Origin of the sequence: Pontibacter rugosus, assembly GCF_042678745.1 — a bacterium.
GTDB lineage: Bacteria > Bacteroidota > Bacteroidia > Cytophagales > Hymenobacteraceae > Pontibacter > Pontibacter rugosus.
The window spans coordinates 1-16,518 of sequence record NZ_JBHTLD010000111.1 but is presented as its reverse complement, the minus strand read 5'-3'; the positions used below and the strand labels follow the sequence as shown (position 1 = coordinate 16,518).

Here is a 16,518-nt window from a genome sequence, read left to right as displayed (position 1 = left end):
CAATAAAAAGAGTTCAAGGAAACGAAAACGGAGGTACCATTGGCGGGGACGGCAGCCCAAGTGGCAGAAACGACTAAAAATGGCCGGACTGATACTTGTCACCCTTCTGGGCATTTTAGCCGTCCTGGCCAGAGCCTGGCATTTCTTCTCTGTTCATATAAAATAATCCAACATGATAAACAGTATCATTGCTTTTTCCATCAGGAACAAGCTTACTATCGGCCTCATGATCGCCGCCTGGATCGGGGCGGGCGTGTGGGCCATGTCCACGGTGAGCCTGGGCTCGGTGCCCGATATCACCAACAACCAGGTGCAGGTCATCACGACCTCAGAGAACCTCTCCACCGAAGACATCGAGCAGTTCGTGACCTACCCCGTGGAACTGACCATGGCCAACTTGCCGGGGGTGGAGGAGATGCGCTCCGTATCCCGCTTCGGCCTTTCTGTGGTGACCATTGTCTTCGATGAGGACATGGGTACGTACCTGCCCCGGCAGCTGGTGCAGGAAAAGCTCAGCGAAGTTGAGATTCCGGAGCAGTTCGGGTCGCCCTCCATGGGGCCTATCAGCACCGGACTCGGAGAAATATACCAGTATGTGATAGAGCCCCAGCCGGGGTATGACAGCGTGTACACGCCCTCAGAACTACGTACCATACAGGACTGGATCGTGGCACGGCAGATGGCACTGGTGCCCGGTGTGGTGGAGGTAAACGCCTTCGGCGGCAACATCAAGCAGTATGAAGTCGCGTTGAGCCCGGGCAAGCTTAACTCGATGAATGTGTCTATCTCAGAGGTATTCGAGGCGCTGGAGAAAAACAACGTCAACACCGGGGGCGCTTATATCGAGCGGAACAACATGGCCAACTTCATCCGGGGAGAAGGCCTGGTGCGCTCGTTGGATGACATCCGCAACATTGTTGTCCGGAACGAGAACGGCACGCCGATTCTGATCAGAGACGTGGCGGATGCCGTGCAGTTTGGCAGCCAGGTACGCTACGGCGCCTTTACACAGGACGGAAGGGAGGCCGTGGGCGGCATAGTACTCATGCTCCGCGGCGAGAGCCCGGACAAGGTAATCACGGCGGTGAAGGAGCGCATGGCTGAGGTACAGAAGTCATTGCCGGAAGGGTTGGTGATCAAGCCTTTTATTGACCAAAGTAACCTGATAGCGCGTACCACCAGCACCGTTTCCAAAAACCTAACCGAGGGCGCGCTAATTGTGGTGTTTGTGCTCGTGCTCCTTTTAGGCAGTTTTAGGGGCGGCCTGATTACTGCTTCGGTGATTCCGCTGGCCCTGCTGTTCGCCTTTATCCTGATGCGCATCTTCAACGTGTCGGCCAACCTGATGAGCTTGGGTGCCATTGACTTCGGCATTATCGTGGACGGGGCCGTGATCATTGTGGAGGGCACCATCCACCTGATAGAAAAGAAAGTAAGGGAAGGGAAGGTGAATTTCGGGCAGCGGGAAATGGACGAGATTGCCTACGACTCGGGCAGCACCATGATGAACGCCGCCTTCTTCGGCCAGATCATTATCCTGATCGTTTTCGCCCCCATCCTTTTCCTGACCGGCGTGGAGGGCAAGATGTTCCAGCCGATGGCCTATACCTTCGGTTTTGCCGTGCTGGGGGCCATTATTCTGTGTCTGACGTATGTGCCTATGGTGTCGGCTTTATTTCTCAAGCCGTCGCACGGCAAGAAGAACCTCCTTAGCTGGATTGAAAACAAAACAGAGCACATTAGCAATAAACTGATGGGCGGAATAAACAGAGGCTACCTGCCTTTGCTGCGCAAATCCCTGAACCACAAAGTAGTGGTGCTGGTGGCTGCAATAGTTTTGTTGGTAGGCGCAGTCTTTACCTTCTCCCGTATGGGCGGGGAGTTTATCCCAAGCCTGGATGAGGGCGACATTGCCATGCAGGCGCTGATGCGCCCGGGATCCTCTCTTTCTGAGAGCATCGAGCAGTCCAAGAAGATAGAAAATATCGTTTTAAAGAACTTCCCGGAGGTCAAGACGATGGTGGCCCGCATCGGGGTGTCGGCCATCCCCACTGACCCGATGCCCATGGATATACTCGATTCCTATATCATTCTGGAAAAGGACATGGACAAATGGGAAAGCGCCGACTCGAAAGAGGAGCTGATCGAAAAGATAAAGGAGAAGCTCTCGGTGCTGCCAGGCATCAACTACGTGTTCAGCCAGCCGGTGGAGCTGCGCTTCAATGAGCTGATCAGCGGCGTGCGGGAGGATGTGGCCGTAAAGCTATACGGAGAAGACCTGAATGTGCTGGCTTCTAAAGGCCAGCAGATGGCGCAGATCATCCAGACTGTGCCAGGCGTGGGCGACGTTAATCTGGAGGCAATCTCTGGCTTGCCGCAGATGACGGTGCGCTTTGACCGTAGAAAGATTGCGCAGTACGGACTGGACATCGAAAAGCTAAACAATTACATCAGCACTGCCTTTGCCGGTGGGGTAGCCGGGGTGGTCTTCGAAGGGGAGAGGCGCTTTGATATTGCCGTTCGCCTCTCCGAGGAGAACAGACGCAGCATTGAGGATTTGAGAAATCTTTACGTCGACTTGCCGAACGGAAATCAGGTGCCCCTGCAGCAGGTGGCCGACATTAGTTATCAGCCGGGGCCTATGCAGATCTCCCGCGACAACACGTCCAGAAGAATAAACGTGGGGGTAAACGTGCGTGGCCGAGACGTGGAGAGCATGGTGAGCGAGATTCAGCAGAAGCTGGATGCGCAGCTGAACCTGCCGCCCGGCTACTATGTGACCTACGGCGGCTCCTTCGAGAACCTGCAGCGGGCCAAGGCGCGCCTGCAGGTGGTGGTGCCTATCGCGCTGGCGTTGATATTTGTGCTGCTGTATTTTGCCTTAAAGTCGCTTGCACAGTCGATCATGATTTACATGGCCGTGCCGCTGGCAGCCATCGGCGGGATATTTGCTTTGGCGCTTAGAGACATGCCTTTCAGTATCTCTGCCGGGGTGGGTTTTATCGTGCTCTTCGGGGTAGCCGTACTGAACGGGCTGGTCCTGGTCAGCCGGTTCAACAGCTTAAAAGAAGAAGGTATAACGGATCTGAGGCAGCGTATCTTTATCGGTACAGAAGAACGGCTGCGACCTATCCTGCTGACGGCCACGGCCGCCATCATGGGCTTTATTCCCATGGCCTTTTCTGCCTCCGCTGGGGCTGAGGTGCAGCGGCCTCTGGCAACAGTCGTGATCGGCGGTCTGATCACCGCTACGCTGCTGACGTTGGTGGTGGTGCCTATCCTGTACTTCTTTGTTGAATCGAGGGTTGGAAAAAGCGGAGGCAAAGGGAATATAGCTATGGCCCCCTCACTCATTTTACCTGTGGTAATCGGCGCCGGGTTGTTCTTTTCCCCGGACGCAGCCACGGCACAGGATACCAAAGCGCTTCCGGACAACTTTCCGGCTATCACCATGGAGGAGGCCGTGCAGCGGGCGGTGGCCAACTATCCTTCCATTTCAGCCGCCAAGCTTGGCATAAAAAACCAACAGGCCCTGCGAAACACGGCCTGGGATCTAGGAAGTACGCAGGTTTTCACAGGCAAGGAAGAGGTCGGCAACGGAACCGAGAACGGAGTTTACAATCGTATCGGCATTCAGCAGCAGAACATGGAGGTATTCAGTATAGCACCCAAGCTCAAGCTTCAGCAAAAGCAGGTTAACCTGGCCCGGTCGGAGCTGAATCTGACCTCGCTGGAGGTGGCGCGCGAGGTGCGTATAGCCTGGAGCAACACCTATGCGGCCAGAAGCCAATACCTGCTTTACCAGCGGCTGGACTCCATTTTTTCAGAGTTCACCAGAGCCGCAGAGGTACGCTACGAAACAGAGGCCATTTCCCGCCTGGAGTACCTGGCGGCAACAAACCAGGCCCGGCAGATAACGGTACAGCAGGAGCAGGCTTTCCGGGACTACCAAGCCGCCCTGCGCCAACTGAATCAGTGGTTGATGAGCGAAACACCCTTTACTGCGACGCTGACAGAGCCTGAGCAGTTGACAGCTCCTCTGCCAGGTATAGCAGACACCCTGAGCCAGCACCCGTTGCTGGACTATTCCCGCCAGCAGGTAGAGGTGGCTCAGGCCCGCCAGCGTGTGGCCAAAGCGGCTTACCTGCCGAGTTTGAGCGGGCAGTATGCTGACCAGAAGATAGCGGGCCAGTCAGGGTTCTACAGTTACCAAATAGGGATAAACTTCCCGTTGCTCCCTTTTGCGGAGCGTGGTCGGGCCCAGTCCGCCAGGATTGAGCGTGAAATCGCAGAGCAGAACCTGCGCCGCACGCAGCTGGAGCTGCAGGCCGGCTATGGCAGTCTGCTGGAGGAGTACCGCAAGTGGCTGAACTCCTGGCAATATTACCAACAGGAGGCCTTGCCTTTGGCTGTACAGCAACGCAACGGGGCGATCATCGCTTACCGTGAAGGAGCCATTGACTACATAGGTTTTCTACAAATCATTCGGGATGCCGTTCAGGTGGAGTTCAACGCCCAGGAGGCGCTTGGGAATTACCTGGACTCGAAGGCGCGCCTGATCTATTTTCTTCAATCACCCAATCAACAAAATAACTAAAGACGATGCAAATCAAATCTAAAATAAACGTGCTGCTGTTCGTGCTGCCATTAACTTTCGCTGCCTGTGGCTCTCCAGAGGAGCCGGTGGCGGAGCAGGAGAACCACAGCGAGGACGCTGAAGGACATGCAGCCGAAGAAGGTACAGTGCGCATGTCTCCTCAGCAGATGGAGGCTATTGGCCTTCAGCTGGGGACGCTTCAGAGCAGGAATTTGTCCGGTAACATAACAGTAACAGGAGAGCTGGAGGTACCGCCTCAGAGTGAGGCCAACGTAAGTGCGACGGTTGGGGGGAACGTGCAGGAAATTAAGGTCATCGAAGGCGACAAGGTGCGGAAAGGGCAGACGCTGGCTTTGCTCACTCACCCCGAGTTGGTGCAGATGCAGGTAGACCTGCAGGAGGCGGCCAGCAGGCAGCAGTACCTGGAGCAGGAGTACCAGCGGCAGCAGCGGCTGTATGAGCAGAAGGTGGGCTCTGGGCGGGACCTGCAGGAGGCCACCTCGAATTATAACACCAGTAAGGCCCAGGTGGAAGGTCTTAAGTCCAGGCTTCGCATCCTGGGCCTCAACACAGGCAGCATTCTCTCAGGCAAGATATTCCAGTCAGTTCCAGTCGTTTCACCCATCAGTGGTTATGTGCAGAAGGTAAACATTACCAATGGGCAGTATGTGTCGCCCCAGGAGCAGATGTTCTCTGTGGTGGACCGGTCACAGCTTCATGCAGACTTTATGGTGTTTGAGAAAGACGTTTCAAAAGTGAAAGTAGGGCAAAAAGTAAGCTTTACTGTTGCCAACGCGGCAGGAAGGGAATATATGGCTACCGTTTATAACATGAGCCCCGCCTTTGAGAAGGATGCCAGAGCCGTGCATTTACACGCTGACATAGAAGAAAGCATCGAAAACCTCATCCCCGGCATGTACCTTGAGGGCCGTATCGCAACGGATACCACAACAGCGCTTGCCCTTCCAGAAACGGCCCTTGTGCAGGAAGGAGCACAGTCCTTCATCTTTATAAAGACAGGAGAAGTGGATGCCGAAGCCCATGCTGATGAAGCGAATCGTGCAGGGGAGAAAGCGCCAGCCACAGGGGAACAAACAGCTGGAAAGGTCTGGGTATTTAAGCAGGTTCCTGTTGTAACAGGAGCCAGTAATAACGGATGGATAGAGGTAAAGCTGCTGCAGCCCCTTCCTGACAGTGCGCAGATAGTCTACAAGGGTGCCTATAACCTGATTGCAGAGATGAAAAAAGGTGAAACAGGAGATGATGATTAAGTGATGAGCATGGCCGCGCATACCTGCGCGGCCATGTCTTCTTTGACAGGCGGTTACTAAGGAAAGGTTCGGAGAATAGAAATGATACGCTAAGAGACAGAAATTAAATTATAGCATAGACAAGCCGAAACATAATGAAAGAGATAAAAGCATTTATAAAACCATCCAGGGTACAGAAGGTAGTAGAGGCGCTGCGGGAAAACGGGTTTGAGAGCGTCACTCTCTCGCAGGGAGAAGGCACCGGGGCCTATAGCCGCAAAGATGCGTTCCCTTCGCACGATTTCCACTTCACCGACAGCAGGATCGTGAAAGTGGAGCTGGTCTGCCAGAATGAGGAAGCGGCAAGGGCCGTGCAGTTAATCAGCGAGAACGGCAGGTCGCCGGAGCCTGGCGACGGCATCATCTACATGACGGAAATTGAAAGCGCTTACCGCATCAAAACGGGAGAATCGATGAAGCGCTTTGATTGAGCAACACATGGTTCGGTTAGTTGTGAACAGACAAAAACAATGCTGGAAGAACTTGAAACAAGGCTGAAAAGCAGGCGCATCCGGCCTACGGCCATGCGCCTGCTGGTGCTGGAAATACTGCAAAAGCAAACAGCAGCAGTAAGTTTGCAGGACCTGGAAGCAGCTTTCGTAAAGGCTGACAAGGTTACTATTTACAGAACCTTAAAAACTTTTGAAGAAAAAGGTTTGGTGCATTGCATAGAAGACGGAACAGGTATTAGGAAGTATGCTTTATGCGAAGAAGGATGTGTATGTGCTCCTGAAGATGTACATGTACATTTTTATTGTAAAGGCTGCAAAGAAACGTACTGCTTGCCCACCTCAAAAGTACCTGCTGTGCCCATGCCGGAGCGTTTCCGGAAAGTGGAAGCAAACCTTTTGGTACAAGGATTCTGTAGTCTGTGTGATGGTTAAGTGCGATTCCATTGCAGAAGCTTTAATTTAATTGGGATAAAAAAAGAAAAGTATGGTAGTAAGAATGACAACAAAGAAGCAATGATTCAAATAATAACCGGTAGCCTTATAATCAGCTTACTACACGCAGTAGTACCTAATCATTGGCTGCCGGGTGCTTGCAATTAGCAGAAAGGAAGGATGGAGCCTGTCAGAGACATTGAATATAACGTTGATTTCTGGAGTAGCTCATATTTTAAGTACAATCCTTATTGGGGTCCTTTTAAGCTTGATTGGGGCGGAGCTGAACGAAAATATGGAGCAGTTTACGAAAGTAGTAGCACCAGCTGTCCTTGTTTTGCTAGGCTTTTATTTTGTACGTCAACACTATCAACAGCATCATTTTGTAGAAAAGCAGCAACAGCTTTTCGGAAAGCCAAAGCACAAGATAGTTATGGCATTGGTTACAGCCATGCTTTTATCACCGTGTATGGAGATAGAAGCTTATTTTCTTCTTGCCGGAACCAAAGGGTGGTGGGTGATGGCAAGTATAGCCATACTGTATGCAGCTATCACACTGACAGGGATGTTACTGTGGGTTCGGCTAGCCTACAAAGGATCACTGAAACTTAACTGGCATAAGTGGGAACACAATGCCGGCATTATTACCGGGATAACCCTAATCGTTACAGGAGTTATTTCATTTTTCACACACTAAACTGCATTGTATGGAACCGAATAAGAGAACAAGTAAACAATCATTGGGAAGAGAGGAACTTTCTGATATTACGGATGATGCTGCCAAAAAGAAGGAAATTAAGCAGGATGGGTACAACCTGCCAGGAGATGTAAAGGTGGATACAGGAAGAAAGGCCATTAAAGTTGATTTGGGATTCAAAGAGAACTGGAACCTGATTGCCGCATTTTGCATCCTGGCGGTAATGCTGACCCTCGAGTATGGGTTTGGTATCGAATTTCATAAACTGACAGCACTTATCATTAATGCGATAGCCTATTTGCTGGCAGGGTACAAAGTGCTGGACCTGGCGTTTCGCAAGGCGAGCCGTGGCGATTTTTTCAATGAGTTTTTTTTAATGAGCGTGGCAACGTTAGGAGCGTTCTACATCGGCGAATATGATGAAGGCGTGGCTGTTATGGTTTTTTATGGTGTTGGAGAATGGTTTCAAAGCGTAGCCGTAAAAAGGGCAAAGGCAAGCATCAAGGCCTTGCTGGATATACGGCCCGAGGAAGTGACGGTAGTCAGGAACGGTAGGACAACGGTTGTTCATCCGTCAGAAGTGCAAATCGGTGAAGTGATACAAATGAAACCAGGTGAAAAGGTGGCACTGGATGGTGAACTTGTTTCGGGAAATGCCTCTTTTAACACGGCAGCCCTTACCGGCGAAAGCAAACCGGATACGAAATATAAGGGCGAGCCGGTGCTGGCAGGCATGATAAACCTCAATACAGTAAGCGAGGCAAAGGTAACCGCTCTGTTTAAGGACAGTAAGTTAAGCCGTATCCTGGAAATGGTGCAGGATGCGACTGCCCGCAAATCGCAGACGCAGTTATTTATTTCCCGCTTTGCAAAAGTTTATACACCTATTGTTTTTGCCCTGGCGTTTTTATTGGTAACGCTTCCTTATTTTTTTGTAGATGATTACATTTTCGACGATTGGCTTTACCGGGGATTGGTCTTCCTGGTGATTAGTTGCCCCTGTGCATTGGTGGTGTCTATTCCGCTGGGTTATTTCGGAGGTATTGGGCTTGCGTCCCGCAACGGTATCCTATTCAAAGGCGGAAACTTTTTAGACGTTATGACCAAAGTCAATACCATCGTCATGGATAAAACAGGCACCCTGACCAAAGGTGTATTCCGGGTGCAGCAGGTGGTGACGAATAAAATCGAGAAAGACGAATTGGTACGGTTAACGGCTGCACTGGAAAGAAATTCAACGCACCCTGTGGGGAAAGCTGTTATTGACTATGCCAATAACATAGACAGGGATACGGTGGCAACAGATGTAGAAGAAATTGCGGGTCACGGTTTAAAAGGAAAAATTGAAGGAAAGGAAATCCTGGCGGGCAACCTGAAGCTTATGCGCAAGTTTGGAATTACCTACCCGAAAGAAATTGAGCAGACAGTAGACACCATCGTCGTGGTGGCATTCAATAATCAATATGTCGGCTATATCACCATTGCCGATGAGATAAAGGAAGATGCGCTTCAGGCAGTGAAAGATATGCATGCGCTTTCCATCAAAACTGTCATGCTCTCCGGCGATAAGCAAAGCGTAGTAGACAACGTTGCAAAACAAATTGGCATAGACGAAGCGTATGGCGACTTGCTGCCTGAAGGAAAGGTAGAACAGGTGCAAAGGCTTAAGAACGAAGGGCGCCGTATTGCCTTTGTGGGCGATGGTGTAAACGATGCGCCGGTAATAGCACTGGCAGATGCAGGGATTGCCATGGGCGGGTTGGGCAGTGACGCCACCATCGAAACCGCCGATGTTGTCATTCAAAACGACCAGCCCTCACGAATTGTATCCGCCATCAGAGCCGGAAAGCACACCCGCCGTATTGTGTGGCAGAACATCATTCTGGCAATGACAGTGAAAGTTATTGTACTGATTCTTGGAGCCGGTGGCGTAGCGAATTTGTGGGAAGCCGTTATCGCTGACGTGGGTGTTGCGCTGTTGGCAATACTGAACGCTGTTAGAATCCAGCGAATGAAAATATAGAATCGATAATAGCAGGAGTATATTGTTTCACAGCCTAATATTTTTAATGAAAGGAAAACATGTTTTTGTTTTAATCCTCCTTTTAGTTGCCATAGATCAAGCCATTAAAGTCTATATTAAAACCAACTTTTACTATGGAGAAGAACTCAAAGTATTTGGGTTGGACTGGTTCCGGCTGCACTTTTTGGAAAACCCCGGGATGGCCTGGGGATTGAAGTTGGGTGAAGGAGACATTGCAAAGATTGCCCTAACGCTTCTACGCCTTGCTGCTGTTATTGGGGGTACTTTTTATTTACGAAAATTCATCAAAGAAAAGTACCATAAAGGCTTCATTCTCTGTGTTGCCTTCATTTATGCCGGTGCATTGGGCAATTTGATTGACAGTCTTTTCTACGGGCTGATTTTTGAAAAGAGCGACCCGGCGCTGTGGAATGTCGCAAGAGCTTTTCCGCCTGGAGGTGGATATGCAGGATTAATGTACGGGCATGTAGTGGATATGTGGTATTTCCCGATATTCAATACGACGCTTCCGGATTGGTTGCCGGTTTGGGGAGGCAAACCCTTTGAGTTTTTCTCCCCGGTATTCAATACGGCTGATGTGTGGGTATTTACTGGTGTGATTGCCATTTTAATTTTTCAGAGGAAGTTTTTTAATGAACGCAGCGTAAACTAACCATTTACCCGCATCGATGGAAAGGCGCTATTCATTTCTGATCGGAGAAAGAGGTATGTCGAAATCTGTTATGGTAAAATTACGTTGGAAACGTTACAGGTAATTTTAGCTTTTTCAAAACTAAAGGTCCACCTTAAAATCATTTAACCATGGCAAACATCCCAATTGACAAGAGCATAGACAGCACCATAGCCTTGTTACAAGAAGGCTATTTGTTTATACCTAACCGATGTAGAAAATATGGTTCGGATATTTTCATGACACGGCTTATGTTTAAGCCGGCCATCTGCATCAGCGGTGCAGAAGCGGCGGCTGTCTTTTACGACGTGGAAAAATTTAAGCGAAAAGGCGCTACGCCCAAGCGGGTGCAAAAAACCCTGTTTGGGCAGAAGGGTGTACAAACACTTGACAATGCGGCGCATCGGAAACGAAAGGAAATGTTTATGTCGCAGATGTCGCCTGAAAATCTTCATAGATTGTCGGACATTACAGCGCATGTCTGGAAAGATTATGTTATTCGCTGGGAAAGGCAAAAGGAGGTTGTTCTTTTTGATGAGGTACAGGCCCTCCTTTGCCGGGCGGTGTGCGAATGGTCGGGGGTGCCCTTAAAAGAAGGCGAAGTGCGGCTGCGGGCAAAAGATTTTGGTGCCATGGTAGATGCCTTTGGCGGTGTTGGATGGCGGTGGTGGCGCGGCAGGCTGGCACGCATCAGAGCTGAAAAATGGATTGGCTCCATTATAGAAAATATCCGAAAAGGGAAAATGCAGACAGATAAAGGAACGGCCGCTCACGTAATCGCTTTTCACCGTGAGCTGGATGGCACCTTTCTTGACCAAAAGGTTGCAGCCGTTGAGCTGATTAATATACTGCGCCCCACGGTTGCCATTGCCACCTACATTACTTTCTGTGCCCTTGCCCTGCAACAATATCCTCAGTACAGAGATAAACTGAAGAGTGGTGCAGCCAACTTGACAGAGCCATTTGTTCAGGAAGTAAGGCGCTTTTACCCTTTTGCCCCAATGGTAGGCGCCCAGGTCCGTAAACAGTTCACATGGCGTAATTACACCATCAAAGAAGGCATGTTGGTGCTTTTGGATTTATATGGCACAAACCACGATCCAAGGCAGTGGCAAAATCCTGAAGAATTTAATCCGGAACGTTTTGTTAACTGGAATGGCACCCCGTTTAATTTTATTCCGCAAGGCGGGGGACATCATCTCTCCGGTCACCGATGTGCGGGAGAGTGGGTAACCATTCAAACCATGAAGCAGGCCGTTGAATTTTTAGTCAGCCACATGCAGTACGAAGTGCCTGCGCAGGACCTGAGCTTTAGCCTGAGCCGGATGCCTACGTTTCCTGAAAGCAAATTCATCATCACGAACGTAAAGCCAGTTTAAGGGCAGCAAGCTTTCATTATAAAAACAATAAATATGAGTGATGAAAAATTAGAATCAAACCCAAGTAATAAGGCTGAAAGAAAGGTTCTGATCAAAGTAACTTGGATAAACTTTTCACAGGTGGCACTGGCCGGTATTGTCGGATTCATTATCAGTTCTTCCAGCTTGTTAGGGACGGCGCTGGATAGTTCAGGCGACATGGCTGTTTACCTGGTAAGCCTGTATGCAGTAGGAAAAAGCATGAAGGCCAAAGTGCGGGCAGCTACTTTTTCAGGCATTTTTCTAATAGGAATGGGCATTCTTCTTTTAGTGGATGTGATCAAGAAGTTTCTTGAAGGTTCTGAGCCCGTGGGCTGGGCAATGATTGTTGTTGCTATCATCAATACGGCAAGTAATTATTGGATTGTTCGTCTGCTGAAGTCCGATGAAAAAGGCGGCGTACACATAAAAGCTTCCATCATTTTTACTGATAACGACATGTGGATAAACCTCGGGATTGTTGTATCAGGTTTAGGGGTCATGCTCTTCAAATCATCTATTCCTGATTTGGTGGTAGGAGTAATTGTTGTATTGATTAGTTTATGGGGTGGCTATAAAATCCTGAAGGATGCGCAGGAAACAAAGAAAGGAAGTGCAAACCATTAAATAGCTAAAAAAAAGTAACAATGACGTACGGTGTAATTATTGTCGGCTCCGGCCCCGGAGGTTACGTTTGTGCCATCCGGGGCGGTCAGTTGGGTCTGAAAACGGCTTTAGTTGAAAAATACGATGTACTGGGTGGCACCTGTCTTAGTGTTGGCTGCATTGCCTCCAAGGCAGTACTGGAAAGTTCAGAACACTATCACAGTGCCAAGTAAAATTTTCGGCGCACGTCATTCATCTTGACAATCTGCAAATCAAACAAAAATTACATTACCCGGTACAAGCTTAATCTGATACAAACCAGGCTAAAATTCAGCGACCTTACTATTTCAGAGATTGCCTACGAAATGGACTTTACGGATGAAAGTCATATAAATAAGGCCTTCAAAAGCATTCCATATCTTTCAGATTTTGTTCAATGTAACGGTTCAGCAGGCCATGGGCCACCAGCACAACTTCCGGCTTCTCATCAGTTGCCTTAGCTAAAACCTGCGCAGCCTTCCGTGCCCGTTTTCGGGCATCAGCGAAATTCTTGACCCCTTGCCAGTCTATGCCCAGCATCCATTTGATACGGGCCGTGGCGGTCTAAAATTTAATGGGCATGCTCATGTTGGGGCTGTGCTTGCCCATAGCCGTTTCAAATTCCCGAAAGTCGGGTGAAACAGTCATTTCCCTGTCTGCCCCGAAAATATAGTGCGCTGTTGCCTTGGCGCGATTGATAGAGCTGGCGAAGACAGCAATGTCATCCGGGTCCTCCACTTTTAAAAAGGGAGTATCCGGCACCACTATCCCCACGCTGTCATAGTCCTGAACGAACTGCCTGGCCTGGTTATAAGAAAACTTACCTGTTTTCTGCAAGTCTGGCTCTCCGTGGCGAACCAGCGCTATTTGCCGAAGGCTGCTGTTTGCAGGCAGCTCCACTTCCTCCTCCTCCAGGAAACGCAACTTCTGTGCTACTAATTAAAATGCGGTAAATAATACAACCATGCTTCGCGATGAAAGAAGTTCCTGCTTTTGAAGCTTGCTAACAGTCTACCGGGTTTTGTTTTTTTAGTTTTTTAAAGGTAGGTGCGTTATCCGACTCGAACGTTCCAACTTACAAAGAATAAGGAAGTTAAAGTAGTACTAACGTGGATTTTTGCATTATCCGTTCCTACACTTATTAATGCAACTTTACTGCCAGAAATAGCCTGGGTAAGCCAATGGGTGGCAGTGCATTAAGGCTGATCAATGTCTACTACTTTAGCCTATAACTCACACCTCTGCGCCCTATGTTATGCCTGAAGATGACCTTCGCCTTTTTTGTCCATACTGAGGCAAAGGGCTGCCTGCTCTACATCTAAATAGGAAGAAGAGTAGGCCTTAGAGGGACCGTCAATGTAAAGCAGTGTTTTGTTTTTTATGGTCTTGATGATGGGTTGCGCAAGATCCAAAGGCAGCGCAGGGCACCCCTGGCTACGCCCCAGGCGGCCGTTGACCTTGATTCCGTCGGCGTTTGCATAAGCCGCCCCATGCACGACAATATATCTTTTCAGGGCGTTGGTGTTGAATCCCGCATCAAGCCCCTCTAATTTCAAAGAATTACCATTCTTACCTTCATAAGTGCCTCGGGTAAGATAAAAGCCAAGGCTGCTCTGGTAGGAACCGGGCGTGTTCGAGAAAGTAGTAGCGAATTCGCCACCACTGCCTTGGCCGTGGGCCACCCAGGTATTGTATACTACCTTATTTGCTTGCAGATCAATGACCCACAGGCGACGGTTCTTGCTCGACTGGTTAAAATCTATGATGGTAATAAGTGGTTTGTCTGGTGAAACCAGGTTAGCGGACATCATATTATGATAACCCGTTACCGCTTCCCGAAATGTTTCGAGCGAAAGCCCCGCTTGTGCTAAACCAGCTGCCTGGTAACTGCTCTCAACATATTGCTCAAATGTCTTTAAAGGGGAGGCATCTGCTTTGTAAGTATTAGCAGGTACGTACCCTGCGGTCTTGCTCACTTTAGCTGGCTCTATTGCTGCTGCCTTTACCAAGGTCGGCTCACTGCCTTTGGAGGGTAAAGCCCATGCTAAAGTAAACAACAAAGGCAGCTAAAATAAAACTTACGGATCGAATGAAATACTTTTTTTGCATAATGGTTCTTTAATAACAGAACAAGCAGAACTGCTCTGTTTGTTCCTAAAAGAAGAACTATGCAGCAAAATACCAAACGAGCAACTGTGCAAACTTCAGAAAAAGCCTTAGTGTTCCGGGAGCCGGCGGGCCTTTGTAAACAGGATGGCTGGTGACGATTTAACCATTCAATTTAAACTTCCTGCTGTTCAGATACCCCAAGCTGAGAATAACGGCCAGCAGTAACGCCTGGGATAGAACGGTCTCCATTGTAGGATACAGGCCCAGCCAATCCACTCGGAAGTCCAGCGGGAGACCGGTGACGGAGAATATGCCGGATTCCTGAATAGAGTGGATTCCTTTTCCTATGAGGATGACCGCCAGCAGGGTAACCACCCAGGAAGAATAGCGGAACAACTGCCGGACAGGTATCCTTTGCGAGAATCTTAGGAAAAGTATTACAAGCAAAGCGATGACAATAAAAGCGGCCGCTACTCCAAAGCCTATGGCAGATTGGTTTTCAGGGGAAGTTTCCAGGCTGATGGCCCGCAGGAAGAGAACAGACTCAAAGGCTTCGCGAAACACTACCATAAAGGAGAAAACGGCCAATCCGATCATCCTTTCTTTGTTGAGCAGCCGATGCACCTTGTCCTCAATAAAAGCTTTCCACTGCCTGGCATGGGAATTACTATGCAGCCAGAAACCTACGAAAACCAGGACTACAACGGCCAGCAAAGAGACGGCGCCCTCCATCATTTCCCTGCCCCTGCCGCTAATCTCCAGAATCCAGCCTGAGAAGAACCACCCCAAGAGCCCCACAAGGATAGCAGCGAGCCAGCCGCCGTGCAGCCAAGGCAACGCTTTCTTTGTGCCGCTGGTGCGAATGATGGCTAACACCACTGCAATTATCAGAAAAGCTTCCACCCCTTCCCGCAGCAGAATGGAAGCAGTCAGCAAGAGAGACAGCCAGAAAGTGAGCTTGGTATCTTGGATCAGTTTTCCCGCCTGTGAGACCATTTCCAGTGATTTTTCCGCTTCTTTCTTCACCTGGCCTACCGGTTTCCGGTCTTCAACAGCTTTTCGCAGGCGCAGCATTTGTGCTTCGATAGCTACCGTGAACTGGGGATCATTAGCCCGTAATTGTGCCTCAACGGGCTCGATGCCCTCCAGATAGGCAGCCAGTGCCTTTTGGCGGGCAACACCAAAGGCACTTTTGCGGTAGGCGTCGAGCGAACCCGCTATATACTCCCGGGCCAGTTGCAGGGAGTTTAAAGAATGGCCTTCCGGTGAATGCAAACGGACTGCCGCCACCTTAGCAGTTGCTTTTTCTCCGCTTTCCGACAGCCTCGCCTGGAGTTCCCGGTCATTGAGCGTAGCGGCATCAGAAAGAGTAACGTCTGCCTCAGCCTGGTTAAACAATTTTTCCAAGGCAGTACTGTCTATGCCGGTATCCCGGAAGCGCAGCGACTTTACATAGAACGCCAGCTCCCATACCTCCTCATCGGACAGTTCTTCAAAGCCTCTCATGGCTGTTCCCGCAATTCCCAGGCGAATAGTATTGAACGCCTGAAATGGCGATACTCCGCGCAGCAGGACACTATCCAGGAAATTAGTAGGGGCAGGACGCAGGCCTTTGGCAAGTTTGCCCTGCCCACTGCCTTGCGTACCATGGCATGGGACACAATTGACCATATAAAGGTTTTTCCCTAATGCCAAGTCAGGCCACCGGGTCGGTGCCACCTGGTAATTGGTCAGGCGGATAACCTCTGTTTTAATGTTCTTTGCCAGGGCAGCGATGCTGTCAGCCGATGATTTTTCCTCAATTCTATCATTCAGTTGCTGAAATTTAGACAGCAGTTCTTTTTCATTCCTGATGGATTGCAGCTGCTCTGCTGTACGGTAAGTTGTGCGGCTGAATTCTTTCATTTCAGCATACTCGCCCGCATTGTAAATGGTGCCTTGCTGTACTGCAGCCGGATAGTCCCGGGCGATATAATCCAGCAGGTGAATGATAGTTTGGACGCTTTTATCCTGATCGCTGGCCAGTATCTTTCCTGGCCATAGCAACATCATTAATACCCATACCAGCGTCGGCAAATTTATCAGTTTAATGAATTTATGCATTTTCGTTGCGTCTGATTTTAGATTCTGCAATTTACATTTTTATTTAGACTTATTCTAAATAA

At 49.5% G+C, this 16,518-nt stretch carries 13 protein-coding genes and 1 pseudogene; 10 read left to right on the top strand and 4 right to left on the bottom strand.

The genetic code is table 11. The features are described 5' to 3' along the window. Window positions 1–172 precede the first annotated feature (172 nt). The 10 genes and pseudogenes from ACFQ2O_RS12615 to ACFQ2O_RS12570 all read left to right on the top strand — a co-directional run. Window positions 173–4,597 carry a CusA/CzcA family heavy metal efflux RND transporter gene (locus ACFQ2O_RS12615; protein ID WP_377528123.1) on the top strand — a complete coding sequence of 1,475 codons (4,425 nt, stop codon included), beginning with the start codon at window positions 173–175 and terminating at the stop codon, window positions 4,595–4,597. Window positions 4,598–4,602: 5 nt separating this feature from the next. Next, window positions 4,603–5,868: an efflux RND transporter periplasmic adaptor subunit gene (locus ACFQ2O_RS12610; protein WP_377528121.1), complete on the top strand. Its 1,266-nt coding sequence runs from the start codon at window positions 4,603–4,605 to the stop codon at window positions 5,866–5,868. Between the two features lie 134 nt (window positions 5,869–6,002). Continuing rightward, the gene (locus ACFQ2O_RS12605; protein WP_377528119.1) at window positions 6,003–6,338 is read left to right on the top strand and encodes a P-II family nitrogen regulator; all 336 of its coding nucleotides are present in this window, start codon (window positions 6,003–6,005) and stop codon (window positions 6,336–6,338) included. A gap of 39 nt (window positions 6,339–6,377) precedes the next feature. Further along, window positions 6,378–6,791 (top strand): Fur family transcriptional regulator, encoded by a 414-nt coding sequence (locus ACFQ2O_RS12600; protein WP_377528117.1) that lies wholly within the window; start codon window positions 6,378–6,380, stop codon window positions 6,789–6,791. A 295-nt stretch (window positions 6,792–7,086) separates the two neighbouring features. Next, a complete protein-coding gene (locus ACFQ2O_RS12595) occupies window positions 7,087–7,488 on the top strand; it encodes a hypothetical protein (protein WP_377528115.1) in 402 nt (133 codons plus the stop codon). Between the two features lie 10 nt (window positions 7,489–7,498). Next, the gene (locus ACFQ2O_RS12590; protein ID WP_377528113.1) at window positions 7,499–9,511 is read left to right on the top strand and encodes a heavy metal translocating P-type ATPase; all 2,013 of its coding nucleotides are present in this window, start codon (window positions 7,499–7,501) and stop codon (window positions 9,509–9,511) included. Between the two features lie 46 nt (window positions 9,512–9,557). Next, the gene (locus ACFQ2O_RS12585) at window positions 9,558–10,184 is read left to right on the top strand and encodes a lipoprotein signal peptidase (RefSeq protein ID WP_377528111.1); all 627 of its coding nucleotides are present in this window, start codon (window positions 9,558–9,560) and stop codon (window positions 10,182–10,184) included. Between the two features lie 149 nt (window positions 10,185–10,333). Next, complete coding sequence (locus ACFQ2O_RS12580) at window positions 10,334–11,581, top strand: cytochrome P450 (RefSeq protein ID WP_377528109.1); 1,248 nt, start codon at window positions 10,334–10,336, stop codon at window positions 11,579–11,581. 33 nt (window positions 11,582–11,614) lie between these two features. Then, on the top strand, window positions 11,615–12,226 hold the full coding sequence (locus ACFQ2O_RS12575; RefSeq protein WP_377528107.1) for a cation transporter: 612 nt from the start codon (window positions 11,615–11,617) through the stop codon (window positions 12,224–12,226). 20 nt (window positions 12,227–12,246) lie between these two features. Next, window positions 12,247–12,488 (top strand): annotated as a pseudogene (locus ACFQ2O_RS12570) (FAD-dependent oxidoreductase); the annotation flags it as partial. 119 nt (window positions 12,489–12,607) lie between these two features. Here the strand turns inward: ACFQ2O_RS12570 and ACFQ2O_RS12565 are convergent. From ACFQ2O_RS12565 to ACFQ2O_RS12550, 4 genes are all read right to left on the bottom strand, one after another. Next, the gene (locus tag ACFQ2O_RS12565; protein ID WP_377528105.1) at window positions 12,608–12,784 is read right to left on the bottom strand and encodes a hypothetical protein; all 177 of its coding nucleotides are present in this window, start codon (window positions 12,782–12,784) and stop codon (window positions 12,608–12,610) included. A gap of 24 nt (window positions 12,785–12,808) precedes the next feature. Then, complete coding sequence (locus tag ACFQ2O_RS12560; RefSeq protein ID WP_377528103.1) at window positions 12,809–13,168, bottom strand: hypothetical protein; 360 nt, start codon at window positions 13,166–13,168, stop codon at window positions 12,809–12,811. Between the two features lie 329 nt (window positions 13,169–13,497). Beyond that, a complete protein-coding gene (locus ACFQ2O_RS12555; protein WP_377528101.1) occupies window positions 13,498–14,301 on the bottom strand; it encodes a murein L,D-transpeptidase catalytic domain family protein in 804 nt (267 codons plus the stop codon). A 211-nt stretch (window positions 14,302–14,512) separates the two neighbouring features. After that, window positions 14,513–16,456 (bottom strand): FTR1 family protein, encoded by a 1,944-nt coding sequence (locus ACFQ2O_RS12550; protein ID WP_377528099.1) that lies wholly within the window; start codon window positions 16,454–16,456, stop codon window positions 14,513–14,515. Between the last annotated feature and the right edge of the window lie 62 nt (window positions 16,457–16,518).

Bases quoted from the DNA above. Each gene is read 5' to 3' on its own strand.
- ACFQ2O_RS12615 (WP_377528123.1), top strand. From the start codon at position 173: ATGATAAACAGTATCATTGCTTTTTCCATCAGGAACAAGCTTACTATC.
- ACFQ2O_RS12610 (WP_377528121.1), top strand. From the start codon at position 4,603: ATGCAAATCAAATCTAAAATAAACGTGCTGCTGTTCGTGCTGCCATTA.
- ACFQ2O_RS12605 (WP_377528119.1), top strand. From the start codon at position 6,003: ATGAAAGAGATAAAAGCATTTATAAAACCATCCAGGGTACAGAAGGTA.
- ACFQ2O_RS12600 (WP_377528117.1), top strand. From the start codon at position 6,378: ATGCTGGAAGAACTTGAAACAAGGCTGAAAAGCAGGCGCATCCGGCCT.
- ACFQ2O_RS12595 (WP_377528115.1), top strand. From the start codon at position 7,087: ATGGAGCAGTTTACGAAAGTAGTAGCACCAGCTGTCCTTGTTTTGCTA.
- ACFQ2O_RS12590 (WP_377528113.1), top strand. From the start codon at position 7,499: ATGGAACCGAATAAGAGAACAAGTAAACAATCATTGGGAAGAGAGGAA.
- ACFQ2O_RS12585 (WP_377528111.1), top strand. From the start codon at position 9,558: ATGAAAGGAAAACATGTTTTTGTTTTAATCCTCCTTTTAGTTGCCATA.
- ACFQ2O_RS12580 (WP_377528109.1), top strand. From the start codon at position 10,334: ATGGCAAACATCCCAATTGACAAGAGCATAGACAGCACCATAGCCTTG.
- ACFQ2O_RS12575 (WP_377528107.1), top strand. From the start codon at position 11,615: ATGAGTGATGAAAAATTAGAATCAAACCCAAGTAATAAGGCTGAAAGA.
- ACFQ2O_RS12565 (WP_377528105.1), bottom strand. From the start codon at position 12,784: ATGCTGGGCATAGACTGGCAAGGGGTCAAGAATTTCGCTGATGCCCGA.
- ACFQ2O_RS12550 (WP_377528099.1), bottom strand. From the start codon at position 16,456: ATGCATAAATTCATTAAACTGATAAATTTGCCGACGCTGGTATGGGTA.